The 23,197-nt window shown below is 68.0% G+C and carries 20 protein-coding genes and 1 pseudogene; 9 read left to right on the top strand and 12 right to left on the bottom strand.

Annotation, left to right across the window (positions count from 1 at the left end):
* Nucleotides 1–64 precede the first annotated feature (64 nt).
* Nucleotides 65–1,528 carry a PE family protein gene (locus tag SHTP_RS15795; RefSeq protein WP_096372510.1) on the top strand — a complete coding sequence of 488 codons (1,464 nt, stop codon included), beginning with the start codon at nt 65–67 and terminating at the stop codon, nt 1,526–1,528.
* A 25-nt stretch (nt 1,529–1,553) separates the two neighbouring features.
* Here SHTP_RS15795 and ruvB read toward each other — a convergent pair whose 3' ends face one another.
* From ruvB to ruvC, 3 genes are read right to left on the bottom strand one after another with little or no spacing between them, the layout of a single operon-like run.
* Complete coding sequence (gene ruvB / locus SHTP_RS15800; protein ID WP_012393880.1) at nt 1,554–2,591, bottom strand: Holliday junction branch migration DNA helicase RuvB; 1,038 nt, start codon at nt 2,589–2,591, stop codon at nt 1,554–1,556.
* 3 nt (nt 2,592–2,594) lie between these two features.
* Nucleotides 2,595–3,188, bottom strand: a complete 594-nt coding sequence (gene ruvA / locus SHTP_RS15805; RefSeq protein WP_011739821.1) for a Holliday junction branch migration protein RuvA — start codon at nt 3,186–3,188, stop codon at nt 2,595–2,597.
* On the bottom strand, nt 3,185–3,739 hold the full coding sequence (gene ruvC, locus SHTP_RS15810) for a crossover junction endodeoxyribonuclease RuvC (protein WP_011739820.1): 555 nt from the start codon (nt 3,737–3,739) through the stop codon (nt 3,185–3,187). Before ruvC ends, ruvA begins: the two co-directional genes overlap by 4 nt.
* Nucleotides 3,740–3,953: 214 nt before the next feature.
* Between ruvC and SHTP_RS15815 the strand changes: the two genes are divergently transcribed.
* The 6 genes and pseudogenes from SHTP_RS15815 to SHTP_RS15840 all read left to right on the top strand — a co-directional run bounded on the left by SHTP_RS15815 (nt 3,954) and on the right by SHTP_RS15840 (nt 8,646).
* Nucleotides 3,954–4,562 (top strand): DUF4178 domain-containing protein, encoded by a 609-nt coding sequence (locus SHTP_RS15815; RefSeq protein WP_096371101.1) that lies wholly within the window; start codon nt 3,954–3,956, stop codon nt 4,560–4,562.
* A 15-nt stretch (nt 4,563–4,577) separates the two neighbouring features.
* Nucleotides 4,578–4,805: pseudogene (locus SHTP_RS15820) on the top strand (DUF2617 family protein); the annotation flags it as partial.
* Entirely contained in the window at nt 4,802–5,233 is a 432-nt protein-coding gene (locus SHTP_RS15825; RefSeq protein WP_096371102.1) for a DUF4247 domain-containing protein, read from the top strand. The pseudogene SHTP_RS15820 and the gene SHTP_RS15825, both read left to right, overlap by 4 nt.
* Nucleotides 5,234–5,266: 33 nt before the next feature.
* Nucleotides 5,267–5,737 carry a DUF350 domain-containing protein gene (locus SHTP_RS15830; protein ID WP_011739815.1) on the top strand — a complete coding sequence of 157 codons (471 nt, stop codon included), beginning with the start codon at nt 5,267–5,269 and terminating at the stop codon, nt 5,735–5,737.
* Nucleotides 5,734–7,320, top strand: a complete 1,587-nt coding sequence (locus SHTP_RS15835; protein ID WP_096371103.1) for a polyamine aminopropyltransferase — start codon at nt 5,734–5,736, stop codon at nt 7,318–7,320. Before SHTP_RS15830 ends, SHTP_RS15835 begins: the two co-directional genes overlap by 4 nt.
* A 123-nt stretch (nt 7,321–7,443) precedes the next feature.
* The gene (locus SHTP_RS15840) at nt 7,444–8,646 is read left to right on the top strand and encodes an ISAs1-like element IS2404/ISMul1 family transposase (RefSeq protein ID WP_420811867.1); all 1,203 of its coding nucleotides are present in this window, start codon (nt 7,444–7,446) and stop codon (nt 8,644–8,646) included.
* Here the strand turns inward: SHTP_RS15840 and SHTP_RS15845 are convergent, their stop codons facing one another.
* The 5 genes from SHTP_RS15845 to SHTP_RS15865 form a co-directional block, all read right to left on the bottom strand.
* Nucleotides 8,647–10,527 (bottom strand): PE domain-containing protein, encoded by a 1,881-nt coding sequence (locus SHTP_RS15845; RefSeq protein WP_231991651.1) that lies wholly within the window; start codon nt 10,525–10,527, stop codon nt 8,647–8,649.
* A 169-nt stretch (nt 10,528–10,696) separates the two neighbouring features.
* The gene (locus SHTP_RS15850) at nt 10,697–12,568 is read right to left on the bottom strand and encodes a hypothetical protein (RefSeq protein WP_477506046.1); all 1,872 of its coding nucleotides are present in this window, start codon (nt 12,566–12,568) and stop codon (nt 10,697–10,699) included.
* Nucleotides 12,569–13,225: 657 nt separating this feature from the next.
* Nucleotides 13,226–14,428, bottom strand: a complete 1,203-nt coding sequence (locus SHTP_RS15855) for an ISAs1-like element IS2404/ISMul1 family transposase (protein ID WP_420873013.1) — start codon at nt 14,426–14,428, stop codon at nt 13,226–13,228.
* A 119-nt stretch (nt 14,429–14,547) separates the two neighbouring features.
* Nucleotides 14,548–16,224, bottom strand: a complete 1,677-nt coding sequence (locus tag SHTP_RS29840; RefSeq protein ID WP_172900558.1) for a PE family protein — start codon at nt 16,222–16,224, stop codon at nt 14,548–14,550.
* Between the two features lie 68 nt (nt 16,225–16,292).
* Nucleotides 16,293–17,495 carry an ISAs1-like element IS2404/ISMul1 family transposase gene (locus SHTP_RS15865; RefSeq protein ID WP_420873014.1) on the bottom strand — a complete coding sequence of 401 codons (1,203 nt, stop codon included), beginning with the start codon at nt 17,493–17,495 and terminating at the stop codon, nt 16,293–16,295.
* A gap of 182 nt (nt 17,496–17,677) precedes the next feature.
* On the opposite strand from SHTP_RS15865, the gene SHTP_RS15870 reads away from it, so the two are divergent.
* Nucleotides 17,678–17,887 (top strand): helix-turn-helix domain-containing protein, encoded by a 210-nt coding sequence (locus SHTP_RS15870; protein ID WP_420866668.1) that lies wholly within the window; start codon nt 17,678–17,680, stop codon nt 17,885–17,887.
* 15 nt (nt 17,888–17,902) lie between these two features.
* Here SHTP_RS15870 and SHTP_RS15875 read toward each other — a convergent pair whose 3' ends face one another.
* A complete protein-coding gene (locus SHTP_RS15875; protein ID WP_096371107.1) occupies nt 17,903–18,658 on the bottom strand; it encodes a YebC/PmpR family DNA-binding transcriptional regulator in 756 nt (251 codons plus the stop codon).
* 274 nt (nt 18,659–18,932) lie between these two features.
* Here SHTP_RS15875 and SHTP_RS15880 point away from each other — a divergent pair, with 274 nt between their 5' ends.
* Nucleotides 18,933–20,729 (top strand): PE family protein, encoded by a 1,797-nt coding sequence (locus SHTP_RS15880; RefSeq protein WP_096371108.1) that lies wholly within the window; start codon nt 18,933–18,935, stop codon nt 20,727–20,729.
* A 26-nt stretch (nt 20,730–20,755) separates the two neighbouring features.
* On the opposite strand, the gene pdxT is transcribed toward SHTP_RS15880, so the two are convergent.
* The 3 genes from pdxT to pdxS are packed head-to-tail and all read right to left on the bottom strand — an operon-like array spanning nt 20,756 to nt 23,168.
* Nucleotides 20,756–21,352 (bottom strand): pyridoxal 5'-phosphate synthase glutaminase subunit PdxT, encoded by a 597-nt coding sequence (gene pdxT, locus SHTP_RS15885; RefSeq protein ID WP_011741064.1) that lies wholly within the window; start codon nt 21,350–21,352, stop codon nt 20,756–20,758.
* Between the two features lie 7 nt (nt 21,353–21,359).
* Nucleotides 21,360–22,205 carry an acyl-CoA thioesterase II gene (gene tesB / locus SHTP_RS15890; protein ID WP_012393869.1) on the bottom strand — a complete coding sequence of 282 codons (846 nt, stop codon included), beginning with the start codon at nt 22,203–22,205 and terminating at the stop codon, nt 21,360–21,362.
* Between the two features lie 9 nt (nt 22,206–22,214).
* Nucleotides 22,215–23,168 carry a pyridoxal 5'-phosphate synthase lyase subunit PdxS gene (gene pdxS, locus SHTP_RS15895; protein ID WP_015355890.1) on the bottom strand — a complete coding sequence of 318 codons (954 nt, stop codon included), beginning with the start codon at nt 23,166–23,168 and terminating at the stop codon, nt 22,215–22,217.
* Between the last annotated feature and the right edge of the window lie 29 nt (nt 23,169–23,197).

A 23,197-nucleotide genomic window follows, 5' to 3' on the forward strand; every position in this document is an offset into this window, starting at 1 on the left:
AGTTCAGTAAGAATGGCTTCTTTCGCTTGTTGGTCCGGGTGACCTGACTTGGGTGGAGGCCTCGATGGCGTTTGTGTTCGCGACTCCGGAGCTAGTGCGCGCGGCGGCGCAAGATGTGGCAAACATCGGCACATCGTTGGGCGCGGCCAACGCCGCCGTCGCAGCACCGACCACCAGCGTGCTGGCAGCGGGTGGCGATGAGGTGTCGCACGCCATCGCCACAATGCTGAGGAATCACGGAGCGCAATACCAAGCGCTCAGCGCCCAGGGCGCCCAGGTACACCAGCGCATTGTCCAGCTGCTCAACTCGGCCAGCGGAGCCTACGCAAGCGCAGAGGCCGCCAACGCCTCCCCACTGCAGACCCTGGAATCCACCGTGCTGGACGCGGTGAACACACCCACCCAGGCGCTGTTCGGACGCCCGCTGATCGGCAACGGCGCCAACGGAACCGCGACAAGCCCCAACGGCGGTGCCGGCGGCATCCTGTACGGCAACGGCGGCAACGGCTACAGCTTCACCAGCGGGGGCCTCCAAAACGGCGGCAGCGGCGGCTCGGCCGGACTGATCGGCAACGGCGGCAACGGCGGCAACGGCTTCCTCGGCGGGACCGGCGGAGCCGGTGGCAGCGGCGGCTGGCTCGCCGGCAGCGGCGGCAACGGGGGTGCCGGAGGTTCGGTGAGCGGCATCGGCGAGATCGCGGGTGCAGGCGGGGCCGGCGGCAACGCGCCCTTGCTGGGCTGGGGCGGCAACGGCGGGGTCGGCGGCAACGCTCCCCAGGGCACCGGCGGTATCGGCGGCGCCGGCGGGGCCGGCGGCGCGCTCTCGGCCGTCGGCGGCACCGGCGGAACCGGCGGGAGCGGCGGCGTGGCCGGAGGGGACGGCGGCGCCGGCGGTGCCGGGCGCGGTCTGTTCTATGGCCTGGGCGGCGCCGGCGGCATGGGCGGTTCAGCCACCGCCGTTACCCCCCACACCGGAGGTACCGGCGGTGTGGGCGGTGAGGGCGGCGCAGGAGCCGCACTCGTCGGTGTCGGCGTCGGCGGTATCGGTGGTATCGGTGGCTTCGCAAACGGCACCAGCGGCGCCGGGGGCGCGGGTGGTTCCGGCGCGGCCGTGATGGGCTTGGGCGTCGGCGGCGCCGGCAGCATCGGCGGATTCGCCAACGACTTCGGCGGCGCCGGTGGCCAGGGCGGTCAGGGCGCCGTGCTCATCGGCGCGGGCTACGGCGGTGCGGGCGGCGACGGCGGCTCGGCAACCGTCAACGCCGTGGGCAATGGCGGCGACGGCGGCAACGCGGGCGCGTTGTTCGGCAACGGCGCCGGTGGACACGGTGGCAACGCCGGCAGTGGCGTAGGGGCGGCCAACGGCGGCAACGGCGGCAGCGTCGGGGTGATTTCCGACGGCTCGTTCACCCCGACACCCGTGGGCTACGGGGGCAACGGAGGCAACGGCGTCAATGGAGGAACCGGCGGCACCGGCGGCAGCGGCGGCACGCTGATCGGCACCGATGGGACGAACGGCTCTCCCTAGCCAGCACCGCCGCCCGGCCCACTCGCTACTCGAACAGCCCCGGCTGATTCGCTCCCGCCGGTGGCGTCATGCCCAGGTGAGTCCAGGCCAGTGCGGTGGCCACCCGGCCGCGTGGAGTGCGCGCGACCATGCCGGCACGGACCAGGAACGGCTCACACACCTCCTCCACGGTGCTGGCCTCCTCCCCTACCGCCACCGCCAGCGTCGACACACCTACCGGACCGCCACTGAAACTGCGGGTCAGGGCGGAAAGCACGGCACGGTCCAGCCGATCCAGGCCCAGCTCGTCGACGTCGTAAACCGCCAGCGCCGCCTTGGCGACATCACGGGTGATCACCCCGTCGGCACGAACCTCGGCAAAGTCACGGACGCGGCGCAACAGCCGGTTGGCGATCCGCGGAGTCCCGCGTGACCGGCGGGCGATCTCGGCCCCCGCGTCCGCACCGAGTTGGATGCCCAGAATTCCGGCGGAACGGACCAGCACTCGCTCCAGCTCAGCAGGCTCATAAAAATCCATGTGTGCGGTGAAACCGAACCGGTCACGCAGCGGCCCCGTCAACGCGCCGGATCGGGTGGTGGCCCCGACCAGGGTGAACGGCGCGACGTCCAGCGGAATCGATGTCGCCCCCGGCCCTTTGCCGACCACCACGTCGACCCGGAAATCCTCCATGGCCAGATAGAGCATCTCCTCGGCGGGCCGGGCGATGCGGTGAATCTCGTCGATGAACAGCACGTCATGCTCGACCAGGTTGGACAACATCGCGGCCAGATCGCCGGCCCGCTCGAGCGCGGGACCCGATGTCATCCGCAGGGAGGAACCAAGCTCGGCGGCGATGATCATCGCCAGCGAGGTCTTCCCGAGCCCGGGCGGACCGGACAACAGAATGTGATCCGGTGTGCCGCCGCGATTCTTGGCGCCCTGAATCACCAGCTGAAGTTGTTCGCGCACCCGTGGCTGGCCGATGAACTCACGCAATGAGCGCGGCCGCAGGCTGACGTCGACATCGCCATCGCCAACGGTCAGCGCCGGTGAGACCTCGCGCTCATCGGGATCGGTGCTCATCGACTATCGGGCCTTCCCCAACAACGACAGGGCGGCACGCAGCGCGCTCGATGTCGTCGCCTCGCCGTCGCCGGCCAACACCTTGTCGGTGGCTTCCTCGGCCTGCTTGGCGGCGAACCCGAGGCCGACCAGGGCTTCGACCACCGGAGCGCGCACGGTGTGACCGTTTACCGCGGGCGCGGTGGCGGCCGAACCCGCTGGACCGACTTTGTCGCGCAGCTCCACCACCATTCGCTCGGCGCCGCGTTTGCCAATTCCGGGTACCCGGGTCAGCGCGGTGACATCGCCGTCGGCCAACGCCTGCCGAAGCCCGTTGGCGTCGTGCACCGACAGCGTCGCCATCGCCAACCGGGGCCCCACTCCAGACACCGACAGCAGTGTCAGGAACAGATCGCGGGTCTCCCCGTCAACGAAGCCGTACAGGGTCATCGAATCCTCGCGCACGATCATCGCGGTGATCAGGCGGGCATCGGTCCCCTGCCGCAGCGTCGCCAGAGTCGACGGCGTCGCGTTCACCCGATAGCCGACACCGGCGGCCTCGATGACCACGTGATCGAGTGCCACCTCGAGTACCTCACCGCGCAGCGACGAGATCATCGGGCGGCCTTGAGTTTGGCGGTATAGCTGCGCCGTTGTTGTTCGGCCAGCGCATGTGCTTTGGCCATCTGGGCGATCATAGGCGCCCTCCAGCAATGACAGATTGCCAACGCCAGTGCGTCGGCGGCGTCGGCCGGCGTCGGTTTGGTCTGCAGCGCAAGAATTCTGGTGACCATCGCGGTGACCTGTGCCTTGTCGGCGGTACCGTTGCCGGTGACCGCCGCCTTCACCTCGCTCGGGGTATGAAAGTGCACCTCCACACCACGCTTGGCCGCCGCCAGTGCGACCACGCCGCCGGCCTGCGCGGTGCCCATCACGGTCTTCACATTTTGCTGGGAGAACACCCGCTCGATCGCAACCACATCCGGACGATGCGTCTCCAGCCAGTGTTCAACGGCCTCGTTGATGGCCAGCAGCCGACTCGACAACGGGGCATCTGACGGCGTGCGCACCACGTCGACGTCCAGCGCAGTGAGCTGCCGACCCTGGCCGCTCTCGATCAGAGACAGCCCACACCGCGTCAACCCGGGGTCGACACCCATCACCCGCACTGCATGCTCCCACCTTCAGCCCTGCCGGGTCCGAACAATTGTTCGATAGCCTAGCGGCTGGCCGCCACACCGGCCGGCAGGACACGCGCGAGTTGCTCACCCAATCAATGCGGTTTGGCTGCACCCGGCCCCGGCGAAGCTGTTACGTTTGAGCACCATCGATGCGCCGTGATTGGCAAACCACTGCGCGGCAGCGCGGTACTGGAGGGTATGCGTGGGAACTCTGCTGGTTCTGCTGGCCGTGATGCTATTCATCGCCTCCATCATCGTTCTCACGGTGGCGCTGCGGCGGCCCAAGACACCAGCTAGACCCGGCCAGCGCCAAGATCCGCTCACCTTCAACGCGATGCCGCAGTTCGGCCCACGGCAACTGGGCCCGGGTGCGATCGTCAGTTACGGCGGCGTCGACTATGTGGTGCGCGGATCGGTGACGTTCCGCGAGGGCCCCTTCGTGTGGTGGGAGCATCTGCTCGAAGGCGGCGACGAGCCGATCTGGTTCAGTGTCGAAGAGGATGAGGGGCGGCTGGAGCTCGCGATGTGGACCAAGCGCACCGATCTTGCGTTGCAGCCCAGCGGCGTTCACGTGGTCGACGGCGTCACGTTCCGGGAAGAGGAGCGGGGACGTGCCGGCTACACCACCGAGGGAACGACAGGGCTGCCGGCCGGCGGGGACATGGACTATGTCGACTACGTCAGTGCCGACGAGTCCGCGCTGCTGGGTTTCGAGCGCTGGGCGCCGGACATGCCGTGGGAGATCTCCACGGGTAAGACCGTGCTGACCGGCGAGCTGACCGTCTACCCCGCGCCCCCGGCCGCCGGCTAGGGATTATCGGTGCCGCACGATGAATCGAGCTTCCGCAGCCTTGCGCACGACCTGCGACAGCGTTGCAGCCGCGACAACGGTTGGCTGGGCGGCGTGTTTCCCGGCGACGAGGCCGCGTTGACCGCACTGAGCGCCGAACCCGAGGGCAGGGGCTGGCGCTGGCATACCTGGCATCTGTACCCGCTGCACCCCGGCGGATCCGGCGGGACCGTCGTGCACACTACGAGTTGGTGGCATCCGTGAGCCGCAACCGGTTGTTCATCATCGCCAGCGCGCTGGCCGTCGCCGCCTTGGTGGCCATGGTTTTCGGAGTATCCCTGTTGAACCGCAACATCGGCTCCTATATCGCCTCGCACTATCAGCAAGAATCACGTGACGTCAACGCAACGCGCTACCTCTGCGAAGGATCGCCCAAGCAGGTGGCCAACACACTGTCCAGATACAAGTCACCGGCCGCGCGTGCGTCTTATGGCGAAACCGAGTACCTGCGCTACCGGCACAACATTGTCAGCGTCGGTCCCGCTGGCACCCATCCGTGCATCATCAAAGTCGAAAACCTCAGCGCCGGATACAACCACGGCTCGTACATCTTTCTCGGCCCCGGGTTCTATCCCGGATCTCCGTCGGGTGGTTCGGGCGGCAACCCCGGCGGCCCGGGCGGCAGCAAGTAAGACCCACTTGGCGCACACGCAAAGGAGACAGCCATGTACCAGGCCATCAACCAGGCCGGAGTCCAGTTCGGCACCCTCAGCGTCGATCCGCTCCTGCGGGGCGTGGTCGCCAGCGTTCTGTACTTCCTGGTCGCTTTCGCCATCCTGATCGTCGGCTTCGTGATGGTCAACCTGCTGACCCCGGGAAATCTGCGCACCCTGGTGTTCGTCGAACGTCGCCCCAACGCGGTCGTGCTGGCCTGCTCCATGTACGCCGCGCTGGCCCTGGTCATCATCAGCGCCATCTTCACCAGCTCCAACCAGCTCGGCGAGGGCCTGCTCGGGGTCGCGCTCTACGGGCTCGTCGGCGTCGCCCTGCAAGGGGCGGCGCTGGTAGTCCTCGAAATTGCAGTGCCGGGCCGCTTTCGGGATCACATCGAGGCGACCCAACTGCATCCGGCAGCCTTTGCCACCGCGGTGATGCTGCTGTCGGTGGGAGGTGTGATCGCTGCCGCGCTGTCATGACCGCGACTGATCACGCACCGGCACCCGACACCGTCGGGACCGTGACGGCCTCGGGACGCTGGCGGGCACTGCTGCTGGCGGCCGTCGCGGCCTGTGCGGCGTGCGGCATCATCTACGAACTCGCACTGCTCACGCTGTCGACCAGCCTGGATGGTGGCGGCATCGTGGCCACCTCGTTGATCGTGGCCGGCTACATCGCCGCGCTGGGTGCCGGTGCCCTGCTGGTCAAACCGCTGCTGGCGCACGCGGCCATCGCCTTCATCGCGGTCGAAGTCCTGCTGGGCATCATCGGTGGGCTGTCCGCGGCGGCGCTTTACGTGGCGTTCGCCTTCATCGATGGGTCGACCTGGGTGCTTGCGCTGGGCACCGCCCTGATCGGCGGACTGGTCGGTGCCGAGGTCCCACTGCTGATGACGCTCCTGCAGCGCGGCCGGTTGGCCGAGGCGGCCGACACCGGCCGCACCCTGGCCAACCTCAACGCCGCCGACTATCTGGGGGCCCTGATCGGTGGACTGGTCTGGCCTTTCGTCCTGCTGCCGCATCTGGGCATGATCCGCGGTGCGGCCGCCACCGGCATCGTCAACCTGGTGGCGGCGGCCGTCGTGTCGATCTTCCTGCTCCGTCAGGTCGTTTCCACCCGGCAGCTGGCGATGGCGCTGTGCTCTCTGCTTGCCGCGCTCGGGCTGCTGGTCACGCTGCTGGTCCATGCCCGCGACATCGAGACCACCAGCCGCCAAGAGCTTTACGCCGACCCGATCATCGCCTACCGCCACACCTCCTACCAGGAGATCGTGGTGACCCGGCGCGGCAACGACCTGCGTCTGTACCTCGATGGCGGGCTGCAGTTCTCCACCCGAGACGAGTACCGCTACACCGAAAGCCTGGTCTACCCGGCACTGGGTGACGGCTCCCGCTCGGTGCTGGTGCTGGGCGGCGGTGACGGACTGGCGGCCCGTGAACTGCTGCGCCTGCCCCGCATCGAGCGGATCGTGCAGGTGGAACTGGACCCCGCGGTCATCCAGCTGGCGCGCACCACCATGCGCGAGGCCAACGGTGGTGCGCTGGATGACCCGCGCGTGCAGGTGGTGATCGGCGACGCGATGAAATGGCTGCGCGGGACTGACTCGGGCCAGTCCCGCCGCTTCGACGCGGTCATCGTCGACCTGCCCGATCCGGATACTCCGGCGTTGGGGCGGCTGTATTCCGCCGAGTTCTATGCGCTTGCCCCCCACGCCCTGGCCCCCGATGGCTTGATGGTGGTGCAGGCCGGCAGCCCGTTTTCCACCCCGACCGCGTTCTGGCGCACCGTCTCAACCATCAAGGCCGCCGGATATGCGGTCACGCCCTACCACGTCCACGTGCCCACCTTCGGCGACTGGGGATTCGCCCTGGCCAGGCGGGGTGGCACCGCGCCCATCCCCGCCGTACCGGCCGACGCACCGTCGCTGCGCTTCCTCAACCAGCCGGTGCTCAACGCCGCCACCGTGTTCTCCAGCGACGTCGGACCCACCATGCTCGAGCCGTCCACCCTGGACAATCCGCGCATCGTCGAGGACATGCGCCCAGGGCTCCGGCGTTGTTGATTAGCAGGCTTGTGAGCTGGGTTGATGATCTTTGGTGCCGCGCTATTGGGGTCGGAGTGTAGGCACGGACTATCTGGAGAACGATCGAGTTGGTTACTGTTCGTCGTTGGTCTGGAGTTGCTCGTGCCTACCGTTTCAGTATTGCCTGTGTCGTCGGTTCCAGAGGTGTTCGACCGCTGGAGTCCTGGTGAGCGCAGCGAGCTCATCGGATCGGAGTTTCTCGATGTGTTGGCCTCGGTGCCAGACCCGAGGGACCCACGCGGTCGGAGGTATTCGCTGATGGCTTTGTTGGCGATCGCGGTTCTGGCCACTGCCGCGGGGATGCGCGGCTATGCTGGTTTTGCCACATGGGCGGCCACCGCTCCCGATGATGTGTTGGCCCAATTAGGGGTCCGGTTCCGGCGGCCCAGTGAGAAGACCTTCCGCGCTGTTTTGTCTCGGCTAGACCCCGCCGACCTCAACGCCAGGATGGGCAGTTACTTCACTGCACACGTGGCCAGCAGCGACCCCAGTGGATTGGTGCCGATCGCGTTGGACGGCAAGATGCTGCGTGGTGCTTTACGCGCCAAAGCGACAGCCACGCATCTCGTGTCGGTGTTCGCCCACCGTGCCCGATTGGTGCTCGGTCAACTCGCTGTCGCCGAGAAAAGCAATGAAATTCCCTGCGTACGTGCCCTGCTCACGCTGTTGCCGGGTAGCTTGCGGTGGCTGGTCACCGTGGATGCGATGCATACCCAGGTCGTCACCGCGAAGTTGATCTGCGCCACCTTGAAGTCGCACTACCTGATGATCGTCAAGTCCAACCAAGCCAAAATACTTGCGCGTATCACCGCGCTGCCCTGGGCCGAGGTGCCCGCAGCCGCTACCGACGACTCCCGCGGCCACGGCCGTGTCGAGACCCGCACCCTGCAAATCATCACCGCTGCACGAGGAATCGGCTTCCCCTACGCAAAACAAATCATCCGGATCACTCGTGAACGCTTGATCACCGCCACCGACCAGCGCAGCGTGGAGGTGGTCTATGCCATCTGCAGCCTGCCGTTCGAGCACGCCCGCCCTACCGCGATCATGACCTGGATGCGTCAACACTGGGGAATCGAGAACAGCCTGCACTGGATACGCGACGTCACCTTCGACGAAGACCGTCAAAGGGCACATACCGGAAACGGCGCACAGGTCCTAGCAACGCTACGCAACACCGCGATCAATCTGCACCGCCTCAACGGCGCCGACAACATCGCCGAAGCCTGCCGGATCACCGCTTTGACCGCCAACCGCCGCCTAGACCTCCTCAATCCACAATTCCCCAGCTCACAAGCCTGCTAATCAACAACGCCGGAGCCCTGCGGCTCCGAGCCATGAGACCGGTACCTGCAGGAAGCTGGGCACCGCATTGACGAGGTTTTCTACCTGCTCGTATACCACGAACGGAATCGTGGTCACGAGCGTGCGTGACGCCAGCCTCAGGCTGGTCGGAATATCCGGATACCCCTGCGCGGCGAAATCGGCGCTGAGCACACTGAAAAGGTTGTTGCCGGGGTCAACGTAGGTGCTGTCGAAACTGGGATCCGTCAGCGGCGCACCCTGCATGTACGGCAGCGGAGGAATGTGGAATTGGGCCAAGATTGTTGGTGTGGTGCTGACGATTTGCCATGAATTGTTGATAAATCCATCGTGGGCGTCGTTGTAGGCCTGATCGAAGATCAGGAAGGTTGCGGTCTCACGCGGCGATTGGAAGCCGTGAGTGAGACTGAACTGTTGGGCCCCCGTTTCACCATGGTCGGTGAGCACAAGCGTGGAGAATTCTTCGTGGTGCATTTGCTCCCAGTTGTATACCGCTCCCAATATCCCACCGCCGTCTTGGGTTTGGGAACCAAGGTTGTAGTCCATGTTCCGAATGGCCAGCTGGTATTGCGGCGAATCACCACCGTACATATGTGCGTTGTTATCGACACCGACAAAGTACGAGAAGATGAGGTTTCCCTGTTGTGGATCGGCGGCCATAATCGCGGCCTGGGTCTTCGTGCCGACCAGGTTCTGCGTCGCGATCCAGTTCGTATCACCGGCGACCTGCGGGACGAACTCGATGTTGTCGGCCGGGTGCGAGCCGGCCCCGGCTATGTCGGCAATGACCGGCCAGTTTGCGATGACGGTGGTGTTGACCTGGTCGCCATAGGTGGCCTCGAGCTGGTTGTACACGGTCGACCAGGTGTCGTATGTCCAGGGAGTGAAGACGTTGTTGGACACGCCCACCGTCTCGCTCCACACTCCGGTCTGGATGGTCGTCCACGAGGGGTTGGAGATGCTGGTGTGCCCGGAGATCGTCGACGCGGCGGTGACGCTATGCAGCATCAGCGCGTGGAAGTTCGGGGTGCCGGCGGGATCGGCCAGAATGCTGGCCAGGTTCGTGCCGTCGGTGCCGATCAACAGGAAATTCGCATCTGGTGCGGACAGAAAAAGAGCCAGGGCCTGTTGTTGAGACAGGTACAGCACGTCGGCGTGTCCCCCAGGGGTACCGGTGGCACCCGGGTTGCCTAACAAGGACAGCGCACTGCCGCCGAACCCTCCCGCCCCGCCGGCAATGTTTCCCGTTCCCACCCCTCCCGTACCGCCGGTCCCACCATTGTCCAGCAACCATCCGCCCGTGCCGCCGACGCCGCCGACGCCACCGCCGATGCCCCCGACGCCGCCGACGCCGCCGTTACCGATCAGCCCGGCGTTTCCGCCAGACCCTCCCTGCTGGCCCGGTGCCCCCGAGCCACCCGCCCCGCCATTGCCCCACAGAATGCCGCCGGCCCCACCGGCTTGGCCGGTGCCGGGCGCGCCATTGGCTCCTTCGCCGATCAACGGACGCCCCAACAGCAGGTTCGTGGGCGCGTTGACCACACCCAGAACGTCATCGATGAGGATCTGCAGTGGGTTGGCATTGGCGGCCTCCGCGGCCGCATACGCCCCGCTGACCGTACTCAGCGCCTGCACAAATTGCTCGTAGAACACCGCCGCACGCGCACTGAGCAGCTGGTACTCCTGAGCGTGGCCAGCAAACAACAAGGCGATCGCCGTCGACACTTCGTCTCCGGCAGCGGCCATCAACGTACTGGTCGGAGCAAACGCGGCCAGGTTCGCCGCCATGATCGAAGAAGCGATGCCCTCCGCATCTGCCGCCGCTGTCATCAATAGGTCCGGTGCAGCGATCAGATACGACATGTTGGCCCTCCAACTCGGCAAGCCCGCAACCATCGGCAGCTGTGACCCAGCTCATAATTGCAATTGCACTTTTTCGGCGCGTTTCCGAGTACTAGATTCAGGCGGCCGACGCGGCATGGCACGCAACCGGCATCGCATCACATACGAATTCGCTGCTGCCGCAATGTGTTCAGCCGACCCCGGTTCCGCCGTCGCCACCGCTGCCGCCGATGACCCCGTTGGGACCGGAGCCCGCAGAGCCGACCTGGCCGGACCATCCAAAGCCGCTATCGCCGCCATGGCCGCCGGTGCCGCCACTTCCGCCGGGGGCACCCGTGCCGAAAGGCGGCGGAGTTCCTGTCCCGGTGCCACCGCCACCGCCGGCGCCTCCGGTGCCACCGCGTCCGGCCCCCGTGGTTCCGGTACCGCCGTCACCGCCATCGCCGCCGGTACCACCATCGCCGGCGTCAGCAAACAGGGACGCGTCAACCCCGCGGCCGCCGTTGCCCCCGGAGCCGCCCTTGCCGCCCGCACCATTGGTGCCGTTGCCGCCGTCACCGCCGACGCCGCCGGTACCACCCTTGTTGTAAATGCCGGCGCCGGAGCGGCCGCCGGTGCCCCCGGAGCCGCCGTCGCCACCGCTGGAGCCGTTACCGCCGTTACCGCCGGCGCCTCCGTCGCCGTACTCGGGGTTGACGATGCCACCGCCGTCGGCATTGCCACCCGCGCCACCATTGCCCCCGGCGCCACCGGCGCCGGTACCGCCAGTGAGGCCTGCCCCGGCCACAGTGACCCCATCACCGCTGGTACCGCCGGCCCCACCGGCACCACCGGTCCCACCACCACCGCCAGCGCCACCGTGGCCCCCGTTGCCGACGAAGGGTTCAAACACGGTGGCATCGGCTCCGCCGCCGCCGGTGCCACCCTTGCCTCCGGTGCCGCCGGTTCCGCCCTTGCCGCCAAGGCCGCCGGCGCCGGCATCGCCGTCGTGGAATGCTCCGCCAGCGTGGGCCTGACCACCAATCCCACCGACGCCGCCGGCGCCACCGCTACCGCCCAGGCCGCCCCCGCCGCCCGCGCCACCCGCACCGTCCTGAACGCCAGCGACACCGGCGCCGCCCGCCGAACCACCGCCGCCCTGCCCGCCGGTGCCCCCAATACCACCGGAGCCGCCGCTACCGCCCTGGCCACCATTGCCGGCAAGTGCTCCTCCCTCGCCACCGGCACCACCGCTACCACCGGTGCCCCCCATCAGGCCGGTGCCGCCGGTTGCCCCTGCGCCGCTGGCATTGCTGCCGGCGGCGCCGTTCCCGCCGGCACCACCGTTTCCGCCCTTGCCGCCGTTGCCATAGAGTCCGCCGTCACCGCCGACACCGCCGGCCCCACCCTTGGCGCCGGCGGTTGCCGCACTGCCGCCATCTCCGCCGTCGCCTCCGTTACCACCCGCGGTCAGGCGGGACCCGGGCGCGCCGTCAGCACCGGTAGTCAAGCCGGTGCCGCCTTTGCCGCCCGCCCCGCCGGCGCCGTTATTGCCGCCGTGGCCACCGTTGCCGCCAGTGCCTGCGGAGCCCGCGGCCGCGTCTGCACCATCACCGCCGTTACCGGCGAGACCGGCGGTGCCGCCCATGCCGCCGGCTCCCCCCGCACCCTCGGCTCCAACCGCGTACGAGGCCGCTAACGCTTTGCCGGCGGCTCCGCCATTACCGCCCTGCCCGCCGGACCCGCCTTTGCCGCCATCGCCGCCGGTTCCCCCGTTGACGTTGCCGCCCGAGACTCCGTGGTCGCCGTTGCTGCCGTTACCACCGACACCACCGCCACCGCCCATGCCGCCGTCACCACCATCGCCGCCCTTGCCGGCCATGGCTCCACCCGAACCGCCGGCACCACCGGTACCGCCGGTCCCACCGGTAGAACCGTCTCCCCCGGTTTGTCCGCCCGGGGCGAGGAAGCTGATACCGCCCTGACCGGTGCCGCCGTCGCCGCCGTCGCCGCCCTTACCGCCGTTGCCGTACAGTCCGCCGTCACCACCGTCTCCGCCGGCAGCGCCCTTGCCGCCGATCATGACGGAATCGGCGCCGCGCCCGCCGTTGCCGCCGTTGCCGCCGGATGTGGTCGTGGTCCCGGATGCGCCGTCCGTACCGGTGGTGGAGCCACTACCGCCGGTCCCGCCCGCGCCGCCGGCGCCGTTGTCGCCGCCGTCCCCGCCGGTGCCACCGATGCCATTGCCGCCATTGGCAAACGTGCCGGCCGCGCCGGTGCCGCCATCACCCGCGAGCCCTCCGGCACCACCTTTCCCGCCGGCCCCGCCCACGCCTTGGACACCGTCGGAATATCCGGCCGCCTGCGCATGACCGGCCAGCCCACCGTTACCGCCCTGGCCGCCGGCACCTCCGGCCCCGCCGTCACCGCCGCCGCCACCGTTGGGGTTCGGGCCGGTGACCCCGTCCGCCCCGCGCGAACCGCTACCTCCCGAGCCCCCCTGGCCACCATGACCGCCGGCACCACCGTCTCCGCCGTGACCCGCCATGGCGCCGCCCATCCCACCGGCGCCGCCTTCGCCGCCGGACCCGCCGATGCCGCCGCCACCACCGTCTTGTCCGGGTGGAAAGACGATTGAGAACCCGCTCGCACCCCCCATCCCATCGCCGCCGGCGCCACCGGCGCCGCCGTTGCCATACCTTCCGCCGTCACCCCCCGCCCAGGGCTCCGGCGTTGTTGATTAGCAGGCTTGTGAGCTGGGGAATTGTGGATTGAGGAGGTCTAGGCGGCGGTTGGCGGTCAAAGCGGTGATCCGGCAGGCTTCGGCGATGTTGTCGGCGCCGTTGAGGCGGTGCAGATTGATCGCGGTGTTGCGTAGCGTTGCTAGGACCTGTGCGCCGTTTCCGGTATGTGCCCTTTGACGGTCTTCGTCGAAGGTGACGTGGCGTATCCAGTGCAGGCTGTTCTCGATTCCCCAGTGTTGACGCATCCAGGTCATGATCGCGGTAGGGCGGGCGTGCTCGAACGGCAGGCTGCAGATGGCATAGACCACCTCCACGCTGCGCTGGTCGGTGGCGGTGATCAAGCGTTCACGAGTGATCCGGATGATTTGTTTTGCGTAGGGGAAGCCGATTCCTCGTGCAGCGGTGATGATTTGCAGGGTGCGGGTCTCGACACGGCCGTGGCCGCGGGAGTCGTCGGTAGCGGCTGCGGGCACCTCGGCCCAGGGCAGCGCGGTGATACGCGCAAGTATTTTGGCTTGGTTGGACTTGACGATCATCAGGTAGTGCGACTTCAAGGTGGCGCAGATCAACTTCGCGGTGACGACCTGGGCATGCATCGCATCCACGGTGACCAGCCACCGCAAGCTACCCGGCAGCAGCGTGAGCAGGGCACGTACGCAGGGAATTTCATTGCTTTTCTCGGCGACAGCGAGTTGACCGAGCACCAATCGGGCACGGTGGGCGAACACCGACACGAGATGCGTGGCTGTCGCTTTGGCGCGTAAAGCACCACGCAGCATCTTGCCGTCCAACGCGATCGGCACCAATCCACTGGGGTCGCTGCTGGCCACGTGTGCAGTGAAGTAACTGCCCATCCTGGCGTTGAGGTCGGCGGGGTCTAGCCGAGACAAAACAGCGCGGAAGGTCTTCTCACTGGGCCGCCGGAACCGGACCCCTAATTGGGCCAACACATCATCGGGAGCGGTGGCCGCCCATGTGGCAAAACCAGCATAGCCGCGCATCCCCGCGGCAGTGGCCAGAACCGCGATCGCCAACAAAGCCATCAGCGAATACCTCCGACCGCGTGGGCCCCTCGGGTCTGGCACCGAGGCCAACACATCGAGAAACTCCGATCCGATGAGCTCGCTGCGCTCACCAGGACTCCAGCGGTCGAACACCTCTGGAACCGACGACACAGGCAATACTGAAACGGTAGGCACGGGCAACTCCAGACCAACGACGAACAGTAACCAACTCGATCGTTCTCCAGATAGCCCGTGCCTACACTCCGGCCCCAATAGCGCGGCACCAAAGATCATCAACCCAGCTCACAAGCCTGCTAATCAACAACGCCGGAGCCCTGACCCCCCGCCCCACCAGAAGCACCGGAAATGCCGGTGCCATAGCCATCCGCACCACGACCGCCATTACCGCCGTTGCCGCCGGTGGTCGGGCTCAGCCCGCCCGCGCCGGCCGCCCCGGCGCTGGATCCGGCACCCCCGGCTCCGCCGGCGCCGCCGCTGCCCGGATCACCCCCGTGACCGCCGTTCCCGCCCGCACCGGTGCCGCCAAAGAACGTGCCGGCGGCGCCGTCTCCACCGTTGCCGACCCCGCCACCGGTTCCCCCGTCGCCGCCGGCTCCACCCGCGCCCTGCCCACTCAAGAAGCTGATCCACCCGCCCCGGCCGCCGGCGCCACCAACCCCACCGGCGCCTCCGTCGCCACCATTACCGCCGTTGCCGCCCGCACTGCCCAAAGTCACCGCGTTGGCACCAGAACCACCGGCACCGCCGCTACCGCCAGAGCCCGCAGAGCCGCCGGCCCCACCACCGCCGACCAACCAGCCACCGCGCCCACCGGCCCCGCCGTCACCGGCGTCACCGCCGCCGCTGCCGGCGTCACCGTCCCCGCCCGAAGCACCGGCGCCACCGTGGGCTCCGTCACCACCGTGGCCACCGACACCCCACAGGCCGGCCGCCCCTCCCGTGCCGCCATGGCCACCGCTACCCGCGGCGACGCTCACAATGCCAGCATCGCCAGCACCGCCGACGCCACCGGCACCGCCACCTCCACCGTTGCCGTACACCAGACCGCCGAGGCCACCATCGCCACCGGCCCCGCCGCTGCCGGACCCCGCACCGGTACCGCCGTGGCCTCCGACACCACCGGTGCCAAATAGCCGGGCGTTGCCGCCCTGTCCGCCGGCCCCGCCATCGGTGGTGCCGATACCACCAGCACCACCGACCGCCCCGTTGCCGACCAACCCACTGGCACCACCGGCGCCGCCGGCGCCGCCACTGGCCATGCCCTGCCCTCCGGATCCCCCAATTCCGCCCGGGCCGAACAACACACCGGCATTGCCACCGGCACCGCCCGCACCCCCATCGAGGGCGACTCCGGTGCCACCGACTCCGCCGGCCCCGCCCGCCCCGATCAGCCCGGCCCACCCACCGGCACCGCCGGAACCGCCGTTGAACATGCCTTGCCCGCCGGCGCCGCCGGCGCCGCCGTTGCCGATCAAGCCCGCCGCGCCACCGGCACCGCCGGCCTGGCCCGCCGCACCCGAGCCGCCGCTACCGTCATTGCCCCACAAGATGCCGCCGGCCGCACCGGCCTGCCCGGTCCCTGCGGCCCCGTCAGCGCCATTGCCGATCAGCGGCCGCCCGAACAATGCCTGAGTGGGAGCATTGACCAGGTTCAGCAGGTCTTGCTCGACGTTCTGCAGCGGCAACACGTTGACCAGTTCGGCGGCCGAATAGGCGCCGACGCCGTTGGTCAGCGTCTGCACAAACTGCTCATGAAAGACCGAAAGCTGCGTGCTGATCGCCTGGTACTCCAGCGCGTGCGTACCGAACAACGCCGCGATCACCGCAGATACCTCGTCGGCGCCGGCGGCCAATATGGTCGTGGTCGACCCCGCCGCCGCCACATTGGCCGCGCTGATCGTCGACCCCAACCGCTCCAAATCCGATGCCGCGACCGCCACCATTTCGGGAGCCACACCCACAAAAGACATCTCGCACCTTCCCGCAACCCGCCCCTGGCCAGCGGTCACCGATACGTCCAGGGCTCCGGCGTTGTTGATTAGCAGGCTTGTGAGCTGGGGAATTGTGGATTGAGGAGGTCTAGGCGGCGGTTGGCGGTCAAAGCGGTGATCCGGCAGGCTTCGGCGATGTTGTCGGCGCCGTTGAGGCGGTGCAGATTGATCGCGGTGTTGCGTAGCGTTGCTAGGACCTGTGCGCCGTTTCCGGTATGTGCCCTTTGACGGTCTTCGTCGAAGGTGACGTCGCGTATCCAGTGCAGGCTGTTCTCGATTCCCCAGTGTTGACGCATCCAGGTCATGATCGCGGTAGGGCGGGCGTGCTCGAACGGCAGGCTGCAGATGGCATAGACCACCTCCACGCTGCGCTGGTCGGTGGCGGTGATCAAGCGTTCACGAGTGATCCGGATGATTTGTTTTGCGTAGGGGAAGCCGATTCCTCGTGCAGCGGTGATGATTTGCAGGGTGCGGGTCTCGACACGGCCGTGGCCGCGGGAGTCATCGGTAGCGGCTGCGGGCACCTCGGCCCAGGGCAGCGCGGTGATACGCGCAAGTATTTTGGCTTGGTTGGACTTGACGATCATCAGGTAGTGCGACTTCAAGGTGGCGCAGATCAACTTCGCGGTGACGACCTGGGTATGCATCGCATCCACGGTGACCAGCCACCGCAAGCTACCCGGCAGCAGCGTGAGCAGGGCACGTACGCAGGGAATTTCATTGCTTTTCTCGGCGACAGCGAGTTGACCGAGCACCAATCGGGCACGGTGGGCGAACACCGACACGAGATGCGTGGCTGTCGCTTTGGCGCGTAAAGCACCACGCAGCATCTTGCCGTCCAACGCGATCGGCACCAATCCGCTGGGGTCGCTGCTGGCCACGTGTGCAGTGAAGTAACTGCCCATCCTGGCGTTGAGGTCGGCGGGGTCTAGCCGAGACAAAACAGCGCGGAAGGTCTTCTCACTGGGCCGCCGGAACCGGACCCCTAATTGGGCCAACACATCATCGGGAGCGGTGGCCGCCCATGTGGCAAAACCAGCATAGCCGCGCATCCCCGCGGCAGTGGCCAGAACCGCGATCGCCAACAAAGCCATCAGCGAATACCTCCGACCGCGTGGGTCCCTCGGGTCTGGCACCGAGGCCAACACATCGAAAAACTCCGATCCGATGAGCCCGCTGCGCCCACCAGGACTCCAGCGGTCGAACACCTCTGGAACCGACGACACAGGCAATACTGAAACGGTAGGCACGGGCAACTCCAGACCAACGACGAACAGTAACCAACTCGATCGTTCTCCAGATAGCCCGTGCCTACACTCCGGCCCCAATAGCGCGGCACCAAAGATCATCAACCCAGCTCACAAGCCTGCTAACCAACAACGCCGGAGCCCTGGGGGAATTCCAGTCGGCCAGCCCGGTACTGCACGCCACCTTGCTGACCTACATCAACCAGCAATGCAATGCCGCACGCACCGCAAAGGCCCTCTACATCCACCGCAATACGCTGGTGCACCGGCTCGAGACCGCGCACCGACTCCTGCCCCAGCCGGTCGAGGCGAACATCGTTCACATCGCCGTGGCACTGGAAGTCCTACGGTGGCGCAGCGATCGGGATGGCGATTCCCTTCGGGCCATCACCTAAGCCCGGGCACCGGGACTACTCCTCGTCGAGCTCCGCCAGCACCTCATCGGACACGTCCACGTTGGTCCACACGTTCTGAACGTCGTCACTTTCTTCCAGCGCGTCGACCAGCTTGAAAACCTTGCGGGCCCCGTCGACGTCCACCGGCACGGTCACCGACGATTGAAAGCCCGCCTCGGCCGATTCGTAGTCGATGCCGGCATCCTGCAGCGCGGAGCGTACCGCGACCAGTTCACCCGGTTCGGAGATCACCTCGAAGTTGTCCCCGAGGTCGTTGACGTCCTCGGCGCCGGCTTCCAACACGGCCGCCAGCACGTCGTCTTCGGTCAGACCGTTCTTCTCCAGGGTCACCACGCCCTTGCGGGAAAACAGGTAGGACACCGACCCCGGATCAGCCATGGCGCCGCCATTGCGCGTCATCGCCACCCGCACCTCGCTGGCAGCGCGGTTGCGGTTGTCGGTCAGACACTCGATCAGTACGGCCACACCGTTGGGCGCGTAACCCTCGTACATGATGGTCTGCCAGTCCGCCCCACCGGCCTCTTCACCGGCACCGCGCTTGCGGGCCCGCTCGATGTTCTCGTTGGGCACCGAGCTTTTCTTGGCCTTTTGGATGGCGTCGTAGAGGGTGGGGTTTCCCGCCGGGTCACCGCCACCGACGCGAGCCGCGACCTCGATGTTCTTGATCAGCCGTGCGAACATCTTGCCGCGGCGGGCGTCGATGACGGCCTTCTTGTGCTTGGTGGTGGCCCACTTGGAATGGCCGCTCATCGCCGTCCTATCTCAAATCCTTTGAATGATGGCTAGCCGAGTCTACGTGGACGGCCGATCCGCTGACCCGGCCGGGAGACGCAATGCGGCGGTGGCCGCGCTGTGCCGTCGCCCTGCCCAATCTGGTGCATCCGGAGACACCATCCTCACTCGAAACAGCGCCGTTGGGCCCTCGAACGCGCTAGGTTGAGCTTTCTGGCGGATGTTCGGATTCCGATGGCCCCGTGAGCGGACCGTCTTGGCCGGTCACCGCGATGTATGTGTGAGGCGGCCGATGTCGTACATGTTCGCGGTACCCGACACGGTGGCGGCGGCGGCCGCCGATTTGGCCGGTATCGGCTCGACACTCAACGCGGCCACTGCGGCGACAGCGGCCCCGACCACCGGGGTGCTGGCCGCCGGGGCGGACCAGGTGTCGGCTGCGGTGGCAGCGCTGTTTTCTGGCCATGCCCTGGACTATCAGGCGCTGAGCACCCAGGTGGCGACGTTTCACACACAATTCGTGGAGGCCGTGACCGGTGCCGGCAACGCGTATGCGGCCGCCGAGGCGGCCAATGCCTCGCCGTTGCTGGGCATATCGCAAGACATGCTGAATGCGGTCAATGGACCCACCGAGGCATTGTTGGGGCGACCGCTGATCGGCAACGGCGCTGACGGGACGGCTCCGGAGCAGGCCGGCGGCGACGGCGGTCTGTTGTATGGCAACGGCGGCGCCGGCGGGCCCGGCGGTGCCGGCGGCAATGCCGGGTTGATCGGCAACGGCGGGGCGGGCGGCAGCGGCGCGGCCCTCGGCCTGTTCGGCGGCAGCGACGCGGCCCTCGGCCTGTTCGGCGGCACCGGCGGCAACGGGGGGCTACTGTTCGGCAACGGCGGCACCGGCGGGGCCGCCGGCGACCTGGCCTCCGGGGTCGGACTGCCTGGCGGCGCCGGCGGCCATGCCGGGCTTTTCGGCATCGGCGGCGTCGGTGGCGAAGGCGGGAATTCGGCAACCACCGCGGGCGTCGGGGGTGCCGGCGGAGCCGGCGGCACCGGCGGCACCGGCGGCACCTCGGCAAGTGGTACCGGCGCGACCGGTGGCAGCGGCGGGGCGGGCGGGCTGTTGTTCAGCCCCGGCGGCGCCGGCGGCGACGGTGGAGCCGGCTTCAGCGGTGCCGACGGCGGCGCTGGTGGGAACGGCGGGGCCGGCGGGTTGCTGTTCGGTACCGGCGGTGGCGGCGGCGAAGGCGGTGCCACCAGCCCGTCATCGAGTACCGGCAGCGGTGGCGACGGCGGTATTGGCGGTACCAGCGGGCTGTTCGGCACCGGCGGCACCGGAGGCGCCGGTGGCGCCGCGGCAAACGCCACGGGCGGCAACGGCGGGGCCGGCGGCGGCGGATTGTGGTTCGGCAACGGCGGCGCGGGCGGAATCGGCGGCTTCGATGCCCACGGAGACGGCGGAGACGGCGGAGACGGCGGCAACGCCGGCATCTACGGCGGCAATGGCGGGGCCGGCGGCACCGGCGGCGTCGGGGTTGGTGGAAACCTCTTTACCGGCGGGCAAGGCGGCGCGGGCGGCAACGCCGGCTTGTTGGCCGGCAACGGCGGGGCCGGCGGTAACGGCGGTGTCCGATTCAGCGGAAACGCCGGTGCCGGCGGGGCCGGCGGCACCGGCGGCGACGCCGGGATGTTCGGCAACGGCGGTGCCGGTGGGGCCGGCGGCGACCGAGTCGCCGGCTCCCAAGGTAACGGTGGCGACGGCGGCGACGGCGCCCACGGCGGCACGTACTTCGGGTCCGGCGGCGCCGGCGGCCACGGCGGCTACGACGATTCGGGCAGCGGTGGCCAAGGCGGTCATGGCGGGGACGGCGGCGCGGCCGGGACGATCGGTAACGGCGGTGACGGCGGCACCGGAGGCGACGCCCTGGTCAGCGGCGGCACCGGCGACGACGGCGGTGACGGCGGCGACGCTCGGGAAATCGGTAACGGCGGTAACGGCGGCAACGCCGGGGCCGGCGCTACCGCGGGCAACGAAGGCACCGGCGGCACCGGCGGACAATTGATCGGCGTGAGTGGGACCGACGGGTCGACGTAGCCGGCGGTTGGGGCCGAACTTGTTGGCTAGGCCTTGCCGTTGACGATATCGACGAACAACCGATGGATGCTGCGGTCGCCGGTCACCTCCGGGTGAAACGCGGTTGCCAGCACCGAACCCTCCCGAACCGCGACGATATGGTCGCCGGCCCGGGCCAGCACCGTCACCCCAGCACCCACGCGCTCGACCCAGGGCGCCCGGATAAACACCGCGCGCACCGGATGATCAAGACCCGTGAACGCGATATCGCCTTCAAAAGAGTCGACTTGGCGCCCGAAAGCGTTGCGCCGCACCGTCATATCGATCCCGCGCAGTGGCAGCGCCTGGCGTCCTCGGACACCGGCGTCCAGGATCTCGCTGGCCAGCATGATCATGCCCGCGCACGCGCCATAGGCCGGAAGCCCGGCAGCCAATCGGGCACGCAACGGCTCGAGCAGATCGAACCCGCACAGCAGGTGGCTGATGGTGGTGGATTCGCCACCCGGAATCACCAATCCATCCACCGCGTCGAGTTCGCTGCGGCGGCGCACGGTCATCGGCTCGGCGCCGGCTTCGCCCAGCGCCGCCAGGTGCTCGCGGGTATCGCCCTGCAGCGCCAGCACCCCAACCCTCGGAATACTCACAACCCGCTCACTTTTCGCCCGGCTGATATCCGCTTGGGTAGCGGGTCAGCCCTTCCTGCATGACCGCGGCCACCAACTCGCCTCCCTGGGTGAAGATCTTGCCGTGCGTAAGTGCGCGACCCCCGCCTGCCGACGGCGATGACTGGTCGTAGAGCAGCCACTCGTCGGCCCGAAACCCCCGCATGAACCACATCGCGTGGTCCAGGGACGCCACCTGCAGATGCTCACGCTCCGCCAGGTGGGTGACCTGCGCCGAACCCAGCAGGGTCAGATCGCTCATGTAGGCCAAGGCACAGATGTGCAGCACCGGGTCATCGGGCAGCGGGTCGCGATGGCGAAACCACACCTGCTGCTGGGATGCCTTACCCGGTAGCGGCGCGAGCAGGTCCCGCGGCACGATGCGCACATCCCACTCCTCGAACTGCCGGAACCCGGCGTCGTCGAAGACCCGCACCGACCTCAATCCGGGTAGATCGTCGGGCGGTGGCGCCGCCGGCATCGCGTCCTGGTGGCTGATGCCGTTCTGCGCGGTCTGAAACGAAGCCCCCATGCTGAAGATGACCTCGCCGTGCTGAACGGCGTTGACCCGCCTGGTCACAAACGATCCGCCATCGCGAGTGCGCTCGACCAGAAAAACCGTGGGCTCCTGGGCGTCCCCGGAGCGCAGAAAGTACCCGTGCAACGAGTGGACCTGATAGCGCGGGTCGACCGTGCGCACCGCCGACACCAGTGACTGCCCGGCCACATGGCCGCCGAATGTGCGCTGCAGAAAGCCTGATTCCGGGCTGAAGACACTACCGCGATAGATGTTGACCTCGAGTTGCTCGAGATCAAGAATCTCCTCGATTGCCACGAAAGATTCTTACCACCCGCGCTGCGCCAGGCGATGCGGCTGCGCGATCTCCTCCACGTTGATGCCCACCATTGCCTCGCCCAGCCCGCGTGACACCTTGGCCAGCACGTCGGGGTCGTCGTAGAACGTGGTGGCCTTGACGATCGCGGCGGCCCGGTGTTCCGGGGCGCCGGACTTGAAGATGCCCGAGCCCACGAAGACGCCTTCGGCGCCCAGCTGCATCATCATCGCGGCATCGGCAGGAGTGGCGATACCGCCGGCCGTGAACAGGGTGACCGGCAACTTGCCCGCCCTGGCCACCTCCACGACCAGTTCGTAGGGTGCCTGCAATTCCTTTGCCGCGACGAACAACTCGTCCTCGGACATCGACGTCAGCCGGCGAATCTCGCCGGCGATGGAGCGCATGTGCGTCGTCGCGTTGGAAACGTCACCGGTGCCGGCCTCACCCTTGGAGCGGATCATCGCCGCCCCCTCGCCGATGCGCCGCAGCGCCTCACCCAGATTCGTCGCCCCGCACACGAACGGCACGGTGAACTTCCACTTGTCGATGTGGTGGGTGTAGTCCGCGGGCGTGAGGACCTCGGATTCGTCGATGTAGTCCACCCCGAGGCTTTGCAGGATCTGCGCCTCGACGAAATGTCCGATACGCGCTTTAGCCATTACCGGAATGGTGACCGCCTCGATGATGCCCTCGATCATGTCGGGGTCGCTCATCCTCGACACCCCGCCCTGGGCGCGGATGTCGGCGGGCACCCGCTCTAGGGCCATGACCGCGACGGCGCCGGCCCCTTCAGCGATGCGTGCCTGCTCGGGGGTGACGACGTCCATGATGACGCCGCCCTTGAGCATCTCGGCCATGCCACGCTTGACCCTCGCCGTTCCGGTCTGGCTTGAACCCGACTGAGCCTGCTTGGACGATGCCGGATCTGGCCGGTCCCCACTGGGCTGGGTAGCGCTGTCCACTGTCTTTCTCCTTCAACTGTTGGAGTCTT

The sequence above is a fragment of the Mycobacterium ulcerans subsp. shinshuense genome (assembly GCF_002355775.1).
Lineage (GTDB): Bacteria > Actinomycetota > Actinomycetes > Mycobacteriales > Mycobacteriaceae > Mycobacterium > Mycobacterium marinum.